Here is a 15,960-nt window from a genome sequence, read left to right on the forward strand (position 1 = left end):
ATCGCGTGCCCCAAGAAAACAGGCACCTCCGCCCTCAAGGACTTCAAATGATCGCTCTGCCATGGATCTATCTGGCACTTCTCTCGCTCGGCTACAGCCTGGCTTTGATCTACGGCCATCTCGGCTGGCTGGCTGCCATTTCTTTCGGGTTACTGCTGATCGCCGGTTTCGCCGTTCGCCAACAACAGATTCCCCTCGGCCGCCACCTCGGCCACGGCTTGTTCATCGTCCTGGCGGTGGCGCTGGCGACACACTGGCTTCCCGGTTTCTACAACGGTCGCGCTATCGATCCCCTGCGTTTCACCGACGATGCCGTGCGGTTCGCCATGTACCTGAATCAGGACAAACCCCTGATCGGCTTTTGGCTGTTGCTGGTTTGTCCGTGGATTATCGGCCGGCGCTCACTGCGCCTGTCGGTATATGCCACCGCCCTCGCCCTGACCGTGAGTGCCGTACTGGCTCTGGGTGGTGCGCTATTGCTGGGCGTGATCAGTTGGGCACCGAAATGGCCGGATCAGGCCTGGCTGTGGATGCTGAACAATCTGTTGCTGGTGACGCTGGTGGAAGAAGCGCTGTTTCGCGGCTACATCCAGGGCGGTCTGAGCCGGCAGTTCAAACACCTGCCTTATGGCGAAAGCCTCGCGCTGGTGCTCGCATCATTGCTATTTGGCCTCGTTCATCTGGGCGCTGGCTGGCAATGGGTGTTACTGGCCAGCCTGGCCGGTGTCGGCTATGGCCTGGCTTACCGTTTCGGTGGGTTGGCCGCGGCCATCGCCACCCATTTTGGTTTGAATCTGCTGCATTTCGGCTTGTTCACGTATCCGATGCTCGCGGGATGATGACGCAGCGGTCGTTTTGCGACGCGTTACTGATTTATTGAAAAAAAACTTCAATAAATGCCTGACGATGCCGATACCCCTTCAAAGCCTTGCGGATTGAAAAAGCCATGCGTAACAACCAGCCCATTACACAACGCGAACGGACCTTCCCGGCTCAGCAACGGTTGATTTCCACCACTGATGCCAAAGGCGTGATCACCTACTGCAACGATGCTTTCATCGAAATCAGCGGGTTTTCGCGTGAGGAACTGATCCGTGCGCCGCATAACCTGGTTCGTCACCCCGACGTCCCGGCTGCGGTGTTCGCGCACATGTGGGGCACACTGAAACAAGGCTTGCCATGGATGGGCATTGTCAAGAATCGCTGCAAGACCGGTGACCACTACTGGGTTAACGCCTATGTCACACCGGTGTTCGAAGGCAATCAGGTGATCGGTTACGAGTCGGTGCGGGTCAAGCCCACCGCCGAGCAGATCCGCCGTGCCGAAGCGCTCTACCAACGCATCAACCAGGGCAAGTCCGCCGTTCCTCAAAGAGATAAGTGGTTGCCAGTACTTCAGGACTGGCTGCCGTTCATTCTGGTCAGCCAGTTGAGCTTCATGATCGGCGCCACCCTGACGTCGCAATGGGGCTTCGCCCTCGCCGCCGGTCTTTCGGTGCCGTTGGGCTTGATGGGCTTGAGCTGGCAACAGCGCGGCATCAAGCGCTTGCTGCGCCTGGCCGAACAGACCACGTCCGACCCGCTGATCGCGCAGATGTACACCGACAGCCGCGGTGCCCAGGCACGCTTGGAAATGTCCATTCTCAGCCAGGAAGCTCGCCTGAAAACCTGCCTGACGCGCCTGCAAGACACCGCCGAGCATCTGAACGAACAAGCGAAACAGTCCGACACGCTGGCTCACAACAGCTCCACCGGCCTGGAACGTCAGCGCGTCGAAACCGAACAAGTGGCGACCGCCGTCAATCAGATGGCCGCTACCACTCAGGAAGTCGCCAGTCACGTGCAGCGCACCGCCGACGCCACTCAGGAAGCCAATCGCCTGACCGGTCGCGGTCGCGACATTGCCGGCGAAACCCGCGAAGCCATCCAACGCCTGTCGGTGGTGGTCGGTGAAACCGGCCTGACCGTTACGCAACTGGCCAAGGACAGCGACGAAATCGGTGGCGTGGTCGATGTGATCAAAGGTATTGCCGACCAGACCAACCTGCTCGCTTTGAACGCTGCGATCGAAGCCGCACGTGCCGGTGAGATGGGCCGTGGTTTTGCGGTGGTGGCCGACGAAGTGCGCCAATTGGCGCAGCGCACCAGCGAATCCACCGGGCAGATCCACGCCCTGATCGCCAAGCTGCAACAAACCGCCAGCTCGGCGGTGCAAACCATGGAGACCGGCCATCGCCAGGCCGAAGAAGGTGTGGCGCGGGTATTGGAAGCGGATCAGGCGCTGGTGGGCATCAGCGAAGCAGTGGCCCACATCACCGACATGACCACCCAAATCGCTGCCGCGACCGAAGAGCAAAGTTCGGTGGCCGAAGAAATCAGCCGCAACATCAGCAACATCTCACAACTGGCTGACCAGACCTCGGAACAGGCACAGAACTCGGCGCTGCTGAGTGAAGAACTGACCAAAACCGCGAATACCCAGTATTCGTTGGTGGAGCGGTTTAACCGCTGACAACAAAGTCAAAAGATCGCAGGCTGCGCCGGCTCCTACATTTGAACGGCGTACACCCCGTAGGAGCTGCCGAAGGCTGCGATCTTTTGATCTTGCTTCTCACAGAAACCCGGCGACTTTCTTCGCTGTCGCATCCAAATGCTGCTCATGGCTAAACCCCGAAGCCTTCAACGGCTTCAAATCATGGTCCGCTGCCTCCAGCCAGAACACCTCGATACCCGGCGCCAACGTATAAACCTCAACGGCTTCACGATTGCCCAGCGCATCGCGCTCGCCCTGCACAATCAACGTCCGTGTCTTTAGCGCAGCCAAATGCTCAACTCGAGGTTTTTCCGGTTTACCGACGGCATAAAACGGATAACCGAGACACACCAGCGCATCCGCTTCCAGCTCATCGGCCAAAAGACTGGCCATCCGCCCGCCCATGGACTTGCCGCCAATGGCCAGACGCCCAGTGACATGGCGTCGCACCACGGCGTACACCTCACGCCAGCATTCCAGCAGTTTCGGCGCCGGGTTCGGTGGGCGCTTGCCACCGTCCACTCGCCGTTGCGCCATGTACGGAAACTCGAAGCGCAATACATTGACGCCTTGATCGGCGAGGCGTGCAGCCATGTCGCTCATCCAGCCGCTGTCCATCGGCGCTCCGGCGCCATGGGCGAGAATCAGCGTCGCCGAGGCCGGCACCGAGGCGGCATTCCACAGCCATCCGTGATCCCGCACGCACTGCGCCCATTGATCCCCGTCAATACTGGCCTTGTGCTGTTTGTCCATGCTTGCCTCGCTTTTAGTCTGCCTATAACTCCAGGCGAAGGGAGCGTCTGCCTTGCGGCTTACTCGCAAAGACAGGCCCTCACTTCGGCTGAACCGTGGATGGGGAACCATGAACACTTCTATCAGTACCGCCTACAACTACAAGGTGGTCCGCCAATTCGCCATTATGACGGTGGTGTGGGGCATCGTCGGCATGGGGCTCGGGGTTTTTCTCGCCGCCCAGTTGGTCTGGCCCGAACTCAACTTCAATCTGCCATGGACCAGTTTCGGCCGGTTGCGCCCGTTGCACACTAATGCGGTGATCTTTGCCTTCGGCGGCTGCGCGTTGTTCGCCAGTTCTTTTTACTCGGTGCAGCGTACTTGCCAGACTCGGCTGTTCGCGCCGAAGATCGCCGCGTTCTGCTTCTGGGGTTGGCAACTGGTGATCCTGCTGGCGGCCATCAGCCTGCCGCTGGGTTACACCAGTTCCAAGGAATACGCCGAACTGGAATGGCCGATCGACATCCTGATCACCATCGTCTGGGTGGCTTACGCCATCGTGTTCTTCGGCACGATCATGCAGCGCAAGACCAAGCACATCTATGTCGGTAACTGGTTCTTCGGTGGATTCATCATCACCGTGGCGATCCTGCATATCGTCAACAACCTGGAATTGCCGGTGAGTCTGACCAAGTCCTACTCGCTGTACTCCGGAGCGACCGATGCCATGGTGCAGTGGTGGTACGGCCACAACGCCGTAGGCTTTTTCCTCACCGCTGGTTTCCTCGGGATGATGTACTACTTCGTGCCGAAACAGGCCGAACGCCCGGTGTATTCCTATCGCTTGTCGATCGTGCACTTCTGGGCGCTGATCACCCTGTACATCTGGGCCGGTCCCCACCACTTGCACTACACCGCGCTGCCGGACTGGGCACAGTCGCTGGGCATGGTGATGTCGTTGATCCTGCTGGCGCCGAGCTGGGGCGGGATGATCAACGGCATGATGACCCTGTCGGGGGCCTGGCATAAGTTGCGTAGCGACCCGATCCTGCGTTTCCTCGTGGTGTCCCTGGCGTTCTACGGCATGTCGACCTTCGAAGGGCCGATGATGGCGATCAAAACGGTCAACGCCCTCTCCCACTACACCGACTGGACCATTGGCCACGTTCACGCCGGCGCGCTCGGCTGGGTGGCGATGATTTCCATTGGTGCGCTGTACCACATGATCCCGAAAGTCTTCGGCCGCGAGCAGATGCACAGCATCGGCCTGATCAACGCGCACTTCTGGCTCGCCACCATCGGCACCGTGCTGTACATCGCCTCGATGTGGGTCAACGGCATCGCCCAGGGCCTGATGTGGCGCGCAGTCAACGAGGACGGCACGCTGACCTACTCCTTCGTCGAAACCCTGGTGGCCAGCCATCCTGGCTTCATCGTGCGACTGGTGGGCGGCGCGATCTTCCTCAGCGGCATGCTGCTGATGGCTTACAACACCTGGCGCACCGTGCGGGCCTCGCAGCCTGCCGAAGCCGTCGCTGCCGCGCAGATCGCCTGAGGAGTCCGCCATGAAACACGAAACAATCGAGAAAAACGTCGGCCTGCTGATGTTGCTGATGGTGTTCGCCGTGAGCATCGGCGGCCTGACCCAGATCGTCCCGCTGTTCTTCCAGGACGTGACCAACAAACCGGTGGAAGGCATGAAGCCCTACACCGCGCTGCAACTGGAAGGTCGCGACATTTACATCCGCGAAGGCTGCGTCGGTTGCCACTCGCAGATGATCCGCCCGTTCCGCGCCGAAACCGAACGCTACGGCCATTACTCGGTGGCCGGAGAAAGCGTGTGGGATCACCCGTTCCTCTGGGGCTCCAAGCGCACCGGGCCGGACCTGGCGCGAGTCGGCGGGCGCTACTCCGAAGACTGGCACCGCGCGCACTTGTACAACCCGCGCAACGTGGTGCCGGAATCGAAGATGCCGGCGTATCCATGGCTGGTGGCCAACCCGCTCGACAGCAGCCACACCGAAACCAAGATCCGCGCCATGCGCACCCTCGGCGTGCCGTACACCGACGAAGACATTGCAGGCTCAGTCGCTTCGCTCAAGGGCAAGACCGAGATGGACGCGCTGGTCGCCTACCTGCAAGTGCTCGGCACTGCCATCAAGAGCAAGAGGTGAGTCATGGTCATTGATATGAGCACAGGCTTGATCCGCGGCCTCGGCACAGTCGTGGTGTTCGTGGCCTTCGTCGGCCTGACACTGTGGGTGTTCAACAGCAAGCGCAATCCGCAATTCGCCGAAGCGCGCCTGCTGCCGTTCGCTGACGAGCCGCAACCCGAAACTACCCAAGAATCTGCAACAACAAGGAGTGCCCGGCCATGACCACCTTCTGGAGTGCGTGGATCTGCGTACTGACCATCGGCAGCCTGATCGGCCTGACCTGGCTGCTGATCGGCACCCGCCGGGGCGAAACCAAGGGCAGCGTCGACCAGACCATGGGCCACAGCTTCGACGGCATCGAGGAGTACGACAACCCGCTGCCGCAGTGGTGGTTCATGCTGTTCGCCGGCACCCTGGTGTTCTCGGTCGGCTACCTGATTCTTTATCCGGGCCTGGGCAACTGGAAAGGCATCCTGCCCGGTTATGAAAACGGCTGGACCGGCGTGCACGAATGGGAAAAGGAGATGAGCAAGGCGGACGCCAGATTCGGGCCGATCTTCGCCAAATTCGCAGCAATGCCGGTGGAAGAAGTAGCGAAAGACCCGCAAGCGCTGAAAATGGGCGGCCGCCTGTTCGCCTCCAACTGCTCGGTGTGCCACGGCTCAGATGCCAAGGGCGCGTTCGGCTTCCCCAACCTGGCCGACAGCGATTGGCGCTGGGGTGGCAGTGCCGAGACCATCAAGACCACCATCATGGGTGGCCGGATGGCGGCCATGCCGGCCTGGGGTGAAGTGTTGGGTGAAACCGGGGTGAAGAACGTCGCCGCGTACGTGCGTCACGAATTGGCCGGCCTGCCGCTGCCGGCCGACAGTGGTGCCGACGTGCAAGCCGGACAGCAACTGTTCAGCACCACCTGCGTAGCCTGTCATGGGGCAAACGGCCAGGGCACTGAAGCCATGGGCGCGCCGAATCTGACGCACCCGGCCGGTTTTATCTACGGTACCAGCCTGGCGCAACTGCAACAGACTATTCGCCATGGCCGCCAGGGCCATATGCCGGCGCAAAACGAACTGCTGGGCAACGACAAGGTGCAATTGCTGGCCGCTTATGTGTACAGCTTGTCCCACGGAGTCGGCACCGAGCGTTTGCAGGCACAAGGCAAAAACGAATAATTTTTGACCGCTCTGCTGCCGCATTCTGCGGAATGCGGCAGTTCCCTGCCTCTTTGCGACCCATTGTCGCACCCTGCCGTTCCCCTTCCTTTCGGTTCACCAGATTCGGGTCTAAGCTTCCTCGGTGCGGACTGGCATGAGCCGGTTCCAGGTCGATTTTACCCGATGTGTTCGACGATTCTGTTCGATGACAGGCCGCAAAGGCTGGTAGATACCGGCTGTCGCGCAAATTGCCGTCTGTCCCTCGATCGTTGCGTTTGAACACACCCCGTTACATCTGACTTGAACCCCTCGCCTTTTTCATCCGCTGCGACATTTTGTCAGAGGGCAATTTTGTCCTTACGCGGCGCATGGAAAGGCCGCAGAATCAGGTTTTGAAAGCATTGACCCAGGTCATGGCGCGTTGCAATGACCCCCCGCTTTCTCCATACTTGCGGCCGATTTTTACTCCTAATAAAACACCCAAACCGTGGAACCTTAGAATGAGCACAGCAATCAGTCCGACTGCTTATAACTATAAGGTAGTCCGCCAGTTCGCCATCATGACGGTGGTCTGGGGGATCCTTGGCATGGGGCTTGGTGTCTTCATCGCCTCACAGCTCGTATGGCCGGAATTGAACTTCGGTCTGCCGTGGACGACTTTTGGACGCTTACGCCCGTTGCACACCAACCTGGTGATTTTCGCCTTCGGTGGTTGTGCTCTGTTTGCCACTTCTTATTACGTCGTGCAGCGAACCTGCCAAACGCGACTGATCTCCGACAGCCTCGCGGCCTTCACCTTCTGGGGTTGGCAAGCGGTGATCGTCGGCGCGATCGTGACCTTGCCGATGGGTTTCACCACCACCAAGGAATACGCGGAACTGGAATGGCCCCTGGCTATTCTGCTGGCCATCGTCTGGGTCACCTACGGTCTGGTGTTCTTCGGCACCATCGTCAAGCGCAAGACCAAGCACATCTATGTCGGTAACTGGTTCTACGGTGCCTTCATCGTCGTGACCGCGATGCTGCACATCGTCAACCACATGTCGCTGCCGGTCAGCCTGTTCAAGTCCTACTCGGCCTACTCGGGTGCGACCGACGCGATGATCCAGTGGTGGTACGGCCACAACGCCGTGGGCTTCTTCCTGACCACTGGCTTCCTGGGGATGATGTACTACTTCGTGCCGAAACAGGCCGAGCGTCCGATCTACTCCTATCGCCTGTCGATCGTGCACTTCTGGGCGCTGATCACCCTGTACATCTGGGCCGGTCCGCACCACCTGCACTACACCGCACTGCCGGACTGGGCACAGTCGCTGGGCATGGCGATGTCGATCATCCTGCTGGCTCCGAGCTGGGGCGGCATGATCAACGGCATGATGACCCTGTCGGGCGCCTGGCATAAGCTGCGCACCGACCCGATCCTGCGTTTCCTGGTCGTGTCGCTGGCGTTCTACGGCATGTCGACCTTCGAAGGCCCGATGATGGCCATCAAGACCGTCAACTCGCTCTCGCACTACACCGACTGGACCATCGGCCACGTACACGCCGGCGCCTTGGGCTGGGTAGCGATGATCTCGATCGGCGCCATCTACCACATGATCCCGAAACTGTTCGGCCGTGCACAAATGCACAGCACCGGCCTGATCAACGCGCACTTCTGGCTCGCGACCATCGGTACCGTGCTGTACATCGCCTCGATGTGGGTCAACGGCATCACCCAGGGCCTGATGTGGCGTGCAATCAACGACGACGGCACCCTCACCTACTCGTTCGTGGAAGCGCTGCAAGCCAGCCACCCTGGTTTCATCGTTCGTGCCCTGGGCGGCGCGTTCTTTGCCAGCGGCATGCTGTTGATGGCCTACAACGTGTTCCGTACCGTTCGTGCCTCGGACCCGGCTGAAGCTGAAGCCGCCGCCAAGATTGCTGTAGTTGGAGCTCACTGATGAAGCATGAAGCAGTCGAGAAGAATATTGGCCTGCTGGCCTTCTTCATGGTTATCGCCGTCAGCATCGGCGGCCTGACCCAGATCGTTCCGCTGTTTTTCCAGGACGTTACCAACAAGCCGGTCGAGGGCATGAAGCCTCGTACCGCCCTTGAACTGGAAGGCCGCGACATCTACATCGCCAACGGTTGTGTCGGCTGCCACTCGCAGATGATCCGCCCGTTCCGCGCTGAAACCGAACGCTACGGCCACTACTCGGTCGCCGGTGAAAGCGTCTGGGACCACCCGTTCCTGTGGGGTTCCAAGCGTACCGGTCCGGACCTGGCCCGTGTCGGCGGTCGTTACTCCGATGACTGGCAGCGTGCGCACTTGTACAACCCGCGCAACGTGGTGCCCGAGTCGAAAATGCCGGCTTACCCGTTCCTCGTGGAAAACAAGCTCGACGGCAAAGACACCGCCAAGAAAATGGAAGTCTTGCGCACGCTCGGCGTCCCTTACACCGACGAAGACATCGCCGGCGCCAAGGATGCTGTGAAGGGCAAAACCGAAATGGACGCGCTGGTGGCCTATCTGCAAGGCCTGGGCACCATCATCAAAAGCAAACGGTGATTTAGATGGATATCGGGATGATTCGTGGCCTGGGCACCGTTGTTGTGATGGTGGCCTTCATCGGTCTGGCGTTGTGGGTATTCAGCCCCAAGCGCAAGTCGGAGTTTGAAGACGCGACCTTGCTGCCTTTCGCGGATGATCCCGAAGCCATCAAGCACGTCGAGCAAGCTTCTAGGAGTAACAAAGAATGACTACGTTCTGGAGTCTGTACGTCACAGTCCTCAGTCTCGGCACCATCTTCGCCCTGACCTGGCTGCTGCTGTCCACCCGCAAGGGCCAGCGCGCCGAGCAGACCGACGAGACGGTCGGCCACTCCTTCGACGGGATCGAGGAGTACGACAACCCACTGCCAAAATGGTGGTTCATGCTGTTCGTGGGCACCATCATCTTCGCCCTTGGCTATCTGGTCCTGTACCCGGGCCTGGGTAACTGGAAAGGCCTGCTGCCGGGTTACAGCTACCTCGATAACGACAAGCAGACCGCGTTCGCCAACGGCCAGACCGGCTGGACCGGCGTCCACGAGTGGGAAAAGGAAATGGCCAGGTCGGACGCCAAGTTCGGCCCGATCTTCGCCAAGTTCGCTTCCATGCCAATCGAAGAAGTCGCCAAGGACCCGCAAGCCCTGAAGATGGGTGGCCGCCTGTTCGCCTCCAACTGCTCGGTCTGCCACGGTTCCGACGCCAAGGGCGCTTATGGCTTCCCTAACCTGACCGACGCCGACTGGCGCTGGGGCGGTGAAGCGGCAACCATCAAGACCACCATCATGGGCGGTCGTCACGCCGTGATGCCGGCCTGGGCCGAAGTGATCGGCGAACAAGGCGTCAGCGACGTTGCCGCTTACGTGCTGACCAGCCTCGATGGCCGCAAACTGCCGGAAGGCGCCAAGGCTGACCCGGTTGCCGGCCAGAAGCTGTTCGCTGCCAACTGCGTGGCTTGCCATGGTCCGGAAGGCAAAGGCACCCCGGCCATGGGCGCCCCTAACCTGACTCACCCAGCAGCGTTCATCTACGGTTCGAGCTTCGCTCAACTGCAGCAGACCATCCGTTACGGCCGTCAGGGCCAGATGCCTGCGCAAGAACAGCTGCAAGGCAACGACAAGGTTCACCTGCTGGCCGCTTACGTCTACAGCCTCTCTCACGGTGAGAAAGCGCCGGTGGCAGACGCCCAGTAAGGCAAACGCTTGATGCAAACAAACGGCCCCGCCAATGAGAATTGGCGGGGCCGTTTTGTTTTAGACACACTCTGCCTGCCCCCTACCGACCAGTGGTAGCGGACCCGTCACCCATGAGGTTGCGATACGACCTGCCGAGTAGTAACGTTTCTACAAAGTACTTTCAAGAGGGTCAACCATGATGGCCATCACCACCATTTCCAGCCGTGAATTCAATCAGGACACAAGTAGTGCCAAAAAAGCCACGCGTCAGGGGCCGGTTATCATCACCGACCGTGGCAAGCCCGCTCACGTACTGCTAAGCATTGAGGAGTACCAAAAACTGACTGGCATAAACGCCAACATCGTCGATCTGTTGGTGATGCCAGAAGCAGCCGACATCGAATTCGAAACCGAGCGTGCCGTGATCATTCATCGCCCCGTGGACCTGTCCTGATGTTTCTACTCGACACCAACGTGATTTCTGAACTACGCAAACCCCAGGCCGATGTAAACGTCGTCGCCTGGGCCAAAAGTGTCATCGCACCACGTATGTTTATTTCGGCCATTACCTTGAAGGAACTGGAGACAGGGGTATTACGAATGGAGCGACGTGACCCCGCGCAAGGGAAGGTTTTGCGTGCGTGGCTGAAGCGACATGTCATTCCGGCTTTCGATGCCAGAATCTTGCCGGTCGACGCCGCTGTGGCGCTACGCTGTGCCAGCCTGCATGTTCCGGACCGCGCCAACGAAAGCGACGCCCTGATCGCAGCGACCGCGCTGGTTCATGGCCTTACAGTGGTCACCCGTAACATCAGCGATTTTCAATCCAGTGGTGTTGCCCTGATCAATCCATGGGCCGATTGAGCGCCAACACTCGCGTAACCGTCCATAATTCACAAGTCAATTGATTCAAGTCATTACACTGTCAGTTGATTTCCACCAACGTGACCAAAGGTCGCACCCTTGAGTTAGAGCTACAGGCGTATCATTGCGCCACTGCAACACCTCTTTTTGACCGCGGTCGGCACGTACTGACCGAGGCATTTTTCCACTGCCGTGGGATGCAATGATGAGCAATCAGATTCCGGTACACGACGTCACTCCACCTGCCAAGAACGCGAACAACAGCGTCGACCTCTACGCCTCTCGAGAAAAGATCTACACCCGCGCCTTCACCGGTCTGTTCCGCAACCTGCGGATGACGGGTGGTGCCGCACTGTTTCTGCTGTATTTCGGCACGGTGTGGCTGAGCTGGGGCGGTCATCAGGCCGTCTGGTGGAACCTGCCGGAGCGTAAGTTCTTCATTTTTGGCGCGACCTTCTGGCCCCAGGATTTCATCCTGCTCTCGGGCATTCTGATCATCAGTGCCTTCGGCCTGTTCTTCATTACCGTGTATGCCGGTCGGGTCTGGTGCGGCTACACCTGCCCGCAAAGCGTCTGGACCTGGATCTTCATGTGGTGCGAAAAGGTCACCGAAGGCGACCGCAACCAGCGCATCAAGCTCGACAAGGCGCCGATGAGCGCCAACAAATTCCTGCGCAAATTCAGCAAACACACGATGTGGCTGCTGATCGGTTTCGTGACCGGCATGACCTTCGTCGGCTACTTCTCGCCGATTCGTGAACTGGTGATCGACTTCTTCACCGGTGAAGCCGATGGCTGGTCGTATTTCTGGGTCGGTTTCTTCACCCTCGCCACCTACGGCAACGCCGGCTGGTTACGCGAACAGGTGTGCATTTACATGTGCCCTTATGCACGCTTCCAGAGCGTAATGTTCGACAAGGATACGCTGATCGTCTCCTACGACCCGCGCCGTGGCGAAAGCCGTGGTCCGCGCAAGAAAGGCATCGACTACAAGGCTCAGGGCCTGGGCGATTGCATCGACTGCACCATGTGCGTCCAGGTCTGCCCCACCGGCATCGACATCCGCGACGGCCTGCAAATCGAATGCATCGGCTGCGCGGCCTGCATTGACGCCTGCGACAGCATCATGGACAAGATGGATTACCCGCGCGGCCTGATCAGCTACACCACCGAGCACAACCTGTCGGGGCAAAAAACCCATAAACTGCGCCCGCGCCTGATCGGCTACGCCTTGGTGTTGCTGACCATGATCGCGTTGCTGGTGACCGCGTTCTTCATGCGCTCGCTGGTCGGTTTCGATGTCAGCAAGGACCGCGTGCTGTACCGCGAGAACGCCGAAGGCCGGATCGAAAACGTCTACAGCCTGAAGATCATGAACAAGGATCAGCGCGACCACACCTACGTGCTCGAAGCCACCGGCCTGCCGGACCTCAAGCTGCAAGGCAAGCGCGAGATCAAAGTCGCGGCCGGGGAAATTTTCAGCCAGCCGGTCGAGTTGTCCAGCTCACCGGAGCAACTGCCGTCAAGCACCAACGAGGTGAAATTCATCCTCAAGGATGCCGATGACGCCAGCGTCCACGTTGAAGCCAAGAGCCGATTCATCGGCCCACAAATTCGTTGAGAGAAGTGATCATGCCCGCAGCAACTGCCGCAAGTCCCTGGTACAAGCACCTTTGGCCGTGGATCATCATCGCCATCCTGGCCTGCTCGGTGACCTTGACCCTGTCGATGGTGACCATCGCGGTGAATCACCCGGACAACCTGGTCAACGACAACTATTACGAGGCGGGCAAAGGCATCAACCGCTCCCTGGACCGGGAACTGCTGGCCCAGACCCTGCAACTGCGAGCCAGCGTGCACCTGGATGAGCTGACCGGCGAAGTCGACCTGCGCCTGAGCGGCAACAGCCAACCGAAAACCCTTGAGCTGAACCTGATTTCGCCGACCCAGCCGGAGAAGGATCGCAAGATCACCCTGGCCCGCAGCGAAACCGAACAGGGCCGCTACATCGGCCAGTTGAGCGACAAGGTCGAAGGCCGGCGTTTCGTTGAATTGTTGGGTGTGCAGGATGACAAGATCTGGCGCATGTTCGAAGAAGAACAGGTCAGCCATGCCAAGGATCTGCTGCTCGGTGATGAGCCGTTGCAAGGTGCTGAAGACCTGAAAAAATAGTCACAACGATCTCCTGTGGCGAGCGGGCTTGCCCGCGTTCGGTTGCGCAGCAGCCGCAGGTTGTCTACTCGATCTATCGAGAAGTTCGCGCTGACTGTCTTTGGGACCGCTGCGCGGTCCAACGGGGGCAAGCCCCCTCGCCACAGAGGCCTTTGGGCCTGCCACAATGGTTTCCATGGCAACAAACATGACCACTCCAACCCCCTGCTACCACTGCGCCCTGCCCGTCCCGGCCGGTAGCCGCTTTACCGCCGCCGTCCTCGGGGATACCCGCGAATTCTGCTGCCCGGGTTGCCAGGCGGTGGCCGAGGCCATCGTGGCCGGTGGGCTGGAAAGTTATTACCAGCATCGCAGCGAAGCCTCGGCCAACCCCGAAGCCTTGCCGGTGCAGTTGGTCGACGAGTTGGCGCTGTATGATCGCGCCGACGTGCAGCAACCCTTTGTCCGTCACGAAGGCGAACTCGCCGAAACCACCCTGTTGATGGAAGGCATCAGCTGCGCCGCCTGCGGCTGGCTGATCGAAAAGCATCTTCGCAGCCTGCCGGCGGTGGCCGAAGCACGCCTGAACCTGTCCAACCATCGCCTGCACGTGCGCTGGGCCGACGCGCAATTGCCGTTGAGCCAGGTGCTCAGCGAATTGCGCCACATCGGTTACGCCGCTCACCCTTATCAGGCCGACCGTGCCAGCGAACAACTGGCCAGCGAAAACCGCCTGGCCCTGCGCCAACTCGGCGTTGCCGGACTGCTGTGGTTCCAGGCAATGATGGCGACCATGGCCACGTGGCCGGAATTCAACATCGACCTCAGCCCCGAGTTGCACACCATCCTGCGCTGGGTCGCATTGTTTCTCACTACGCCGATCGTGTTTTACAGCTGCGCGCCGTTCTTCAAAGGGGCAATGCGCGATCTGCGCACCCGGCACCTGACCATGGACGTCTCGGTGTCACTGGCAATCGGCAGTGCCTATATTGCCGGGATCTGGACCTCGATCACCGGGGTTGGCGAGCTGTATTTCGATGCGGTGGGGATGTTTGCGCTGTTCCTGCTGGCCGGGCGTTATCTGGAACGCCGCGCCCGGGAACGCACCGCCGCCGCGACCGCACAACTGGTCAATCTGTTGCCTGCCTCCTGCCTGCGGCTGAGTGCCGACGGCCAGAGCGAGCGAATTCTGCTCAGCGAGCTGCGCGTGGGCGATCAGGTGCTGGTGCACCCCGGCGCGATCCTGCCGGCCGACGGCAAAATCCTCGACGGTCAGTCGAGCATCGACGAATCCCTGCTCACCGGCGAATACCTGCCGCAACCACGGACCCTGGGCGACGCGGTCACCGCCGGCACCTTGAACGTCGAGGGTGCGTTGACCGTAGAAGTCCTGGCGCTGGGTCAGGACACGCGCCTGTCGGCCATCGTCCGCCTGCTGGATCGCGCCCAGGCCGAAAAGCCGCGGCTGGCGGAAATCGCCGACCGCGCCGCGCAGTGGTTCTTGCTGCTGACGCTTATCGCAGTGGCCGCCATCGGCCTGCTCTGGTGGGAGCTGGATTCATCGCGAGCGTTCTGGATTGTCCTGGCGATGCTGGTTGCGACCTGCCCGTGCGCATTGTCCCTGGCCACGCCGACCGCCCTCACCGCCGCCACCGGCACACTGCACAAACTCGGTTTGCTGCTGACGCGCGGCCATGTACTGGAAGGCCTGAACCAGATCGATACGGTGATTTTCGACAAGACCGGCACCCTCACCGAAGGTCGTCTGGCCTTGCGTTCGATCCGGCCGCTTGGGGCTCTGGCGAGCGATCAATGCCTGAGCCTCGCCGCCGCCCTGGAAAACCGCTCCGAACACCCAATCGCCCGGGCTTTTGGCCGCGCGCCGCTGGCCGCCGAAGAGGTCCACAGCACGCCGGGCCTGGGTCTCGAAGGCTTGGTCGGCGCGCAACGCCTGCGCATTGGCCAACCGGGTTTTGTCTGCGAGCTCAGCGGTGCTCAAGTGCCGATGATGCCCGATGAACCCGGCCAATGGCTGCTGCTCGGCGACAGCCAGGGACCACTGGCGTGGTTTGTCCTCGATGACCGTTTGCGCGCCGACGCCCCCGCCCTGCTGGCGGCATGCAAGGCACGCGGCTGGCGCACCTTGCTGCTGTCCGGCGACAGCTCGCCGATGGTCGCCAGCGTCGCCGCCGAACTGGGTATCGACGAGGCCCGTGGCGGTTTGCGCCCGGACGATAAATTGCAGGTGCTGCAACAGCTGCACCAGGAAGGTCGCAAAGTGTTGATGCTCGGCGACGGAGTCAACGACGTGCCGGTGCTGGCCGCCGCCGACATCAGCGTGGCGATGGGCTCGGCCACCGATCTGGCGAAAACCAGTGCCGACGCGGTGTTGCTGTCGAACCGCCTCGACGCGCTGGTGCAAGCCTTCAGCCTGGCCCGCCGCACCCGTCGGGTCATCATCGAGAACTTGCTGTGGGCAGCGCTGTACAATGGCCTCATGTTGCCATTCGCCGCCCTCGGCTGGATCACTCCGGTGTGGGCCGCGGTCGGCATGTCCATCAGTTCGTTGACCGTGGTGTTGAATGCTTTGCGCCTGACTCGCCTGCCGAGCGCGCCAGCCACCAGCGCCGCGCCAGAAACCCGCCCGCTGCCGGCCTGAGCCGCGC

Annotated in this window: 16 protein-coding genes; 15 read left to right on the plus strand and 1 reads right to left on the minus strand. The window is 60.5% G+C overall.

Features of this window, described 5'->3' with window-relative positions; genetic code table 11:
- Positions 1–47: 47 nt before the first annotated feature.
- Together ACCC96_RS09305 and ACCC96_RS09310 are read left to right on the plus strand one after the other, a co-directional pair.
- A complete protein-coding gene (locus tag ACCC96_RS09305; RefSeq protein ID WP_019648296.1) occupies positions 48–839 on the plus strand; it encodes a CPBP family intramembrane glutamic endopeptidase in 792 nt (263 codons plus the stop codon).
- A gap of 107 nt (positions 840–946) precedes the next feature.
- Positions 947–2,512, plus strand: a complete 1,566-nt coding sequence (locus ACCC96_RS09310; protein ID WP_413695645.1) for a methyl-accepting chemotaxis protein — start codon at positions 947–949, stop codon at positions 2,510–2,512.
- 99 nt (positions 2,513–2,611) lie between these two features.
- On the opposite strand, the gene ACCC96_RS09315 is transcribed toward ACCC96_RS09310, so the two are convergent.
- Positions 2,612–3,286, minus strand: coding sequence for an alpha/beta family hydrolase (locus ACCC96_RS09315; RefSeq protein ID WP_413695646.1), 675 nt, complete (start codon positions 3,284–3,286; stop codon positions 2,612–2,614).
- 109 nt (positions 3,287–3,395) lie between these two features.
- Between ACCC96_RS09315 and ccoN (ACCC96_RS09320) the strand changes: the two genes are divergently transcribed.
- From ccoN (ACCC96_RS09320) to ACCC96_RS09380, 13 genes are all read left to right on the plus strand, one after another.
- Entirely contained in the window at positions 3,396–4,820 is a 1,425-nt protein-coding gene (gene ccoN / locus ACCC96_RS09320; protein ID WP_007942213.1) for a cytochrome-c oxidase, cbb3-type subunit I, read from the plus strand.
- A gap of 10 nt (positions 4,821–4,830) precedes the next feature.
- Positions 4,831–5,439, plus strand: a complete 609-nt coding sequence (gene ccoO, locus ACCC96_RS09325) for a cytochrome-c oxidase, cbb3-type subunit II (RefSeq protein WP_007942211.1) — start codon at positions 4,831–4,833, stop codon at positions 5,437–5,439.
- 3 nt (positions 5,440–5,442) lie between these two features.
- On the plus strand, positions 5,443–5,643 hold the full coding sequence (locus ACCC96_RS09330; RefSeq protein WP_018925303.1) for a cbb3-type cytochrome oxidase subunit 3: 201 nt from the start codon (positions 5,443–5,445) through the stop codon (positions 5,641–5,643).
- Positions 5,640–6,593 carry a cytochrome-c oxidase, cbb3-type subunit III gene (gene ccoP / locus ACCC96_RS09335; protein WP_413695647.1) on the plus strand — a complete coding sequence of 318 codons (954 nt, stop codon included), beginning with the start codon at positions 5,640–5,642 and terminating at the stop codon, positions 6,591–6,593. The genes ACCC96_RS09330 and ccoP (ACCC96_RS09335) overlap by 4 nt, the downstream gene beginning before the upstream one ends.
- Positions 6,594–7,075: 482 nt before the next feature.
- On the plus strand, positions 7,076–8,518 hold the full coding sequence (gene ccoN / locus ACCC96_RS09340; RefSeq protein ID WP_019579901.1) for a cytochrome-c oxidase, cbb3-type subunit I: 1,443 nt from the start codon (positions 7,076–7,078) through the stop codon (positions 8,516–8,518).
- The gene (gene ccoO, locus ACCC96_RS09345; RefSeq protein WP_018925301.1) at positions 8,518–9,126 is read left to right on the plus strand and encodes a cytochrome-c oxidase, cbb3-type subunit II; all 609 of its coding nucleotides are present in this window, start codon (positions 8,518–8,520) and stop codon (positions 9,124–9,126) included. The genes ccoN (ACCC96_RS09340) and ccoO (ACCC96_RS09345) overlap by 1 nt, the downstream gene beginning before the upstream one ends.
- 5 nt (positions 9,127–9,131) lie before the next feature.
- Positions 9,132–9,317 carry a CcoQ/FixQ family Cbb3-type cytochrome c oxidase assembly chaperone gene (locus ACCC96_RS09350; protein WP_003175465.1) on the plus strand — a complete coding sequence of 62 codons (186 nt, stop codon included), beginning with the start codon at positions 9,132–9,134 and terminating at the stop codon, positions 9,315–9,317.
- Positions 9,314–10,297 carry a cytochrome-c oxidase, cbb3-type subunit III gene (gene ccoP / locus ACCC96_RS09355; protein WP_258670150.1) on the plus strand — a complete coding sequence of 328 codons (984 nt, stop codon included), beginning with the start codon at positions 9,314–9,316 and terminating at the stop codon, positions 10,295–10,297. Before ACCC96_RS09350 ends, ccoP (ACCC96_RS09355) begins: the two co-directional genes overlap by 4 nt.
- A 181-nt stretch (positions 10,298–10,478) precedes the next feature.
- Positions 10,479–10,733, plus strand: coding sequence for a type II toxin-antitoxin system Phd/YefM family antitoxin (locus ACCC96_RS09360; protein ID WP_026331761.1), 255 nt, complete (start codon positions 10,479–10,481; stop codon positions 10,731–10,733).
- The gene (locus ACCC96_RS09365; RefSeq protein WP_258670152.1) at positions 10,733–11,143 is read left to right on the plus strand and encodes a type II toxin-antitoxin system VapC family toxin; all 411 of its coding nucleotides are present in this window, start codon (positions 10,733–10,735) and stop codon (positions 11,141–11,143) included. Before ACCC96_RS09360 ends, ACCC96_RS09365 begins: the two co-directional genes overlap by 1 nt.
- Before the next feature lie 205 nt (positions 11,144–11,348).
- Complete coding sequence (ccoG, locus tag ACCC96_RS09370; protein ID WP_007933370.1) at positions 11,349–12,764, plus strand: cytochrome c oxidase accessory protein CcoG; 1,416 nt, start codon at positions 11,349–11,351, stop codon at positions 12,762–12,764.
- An 11-nt stretch (positions 12,765–12,775) separates the two neighbouring features.
- Positions 12,776–13,315 (plus strand): FixH family protein, encoded by a 540-nt coding sequence (locus ACCC96_RS09375; protein WP_413695648.1) that lies wholly within the window; start codon positions 12,776–12,778, stop codon positions 13,313–13,315.
- A gap of 187 nt (positions 13,316–13,502) precedes the next feature.
- Positions 13,503–15,953, plus strand: coding sequence for a heavy metal translocating P-type ATPase (locus ACCC96_RS09380; protein ID WP_413695649.1), 2,451 nt, complete (start codon positions 13,503–13,505; stop codon positions 15,951–15,953).
- Positions 15,954–15,960: the final 7 nt, after the last annotated feature.

The organism is Pseudomonas sp. Pseusp11 (genome assembly GCF_047304405.1).
Lineage (GTDB): Bacteria > Pseudomonadota > Gammaproteobacteria > Pseudomonadales > Pseudomonadaceae > Aquipseudomonas.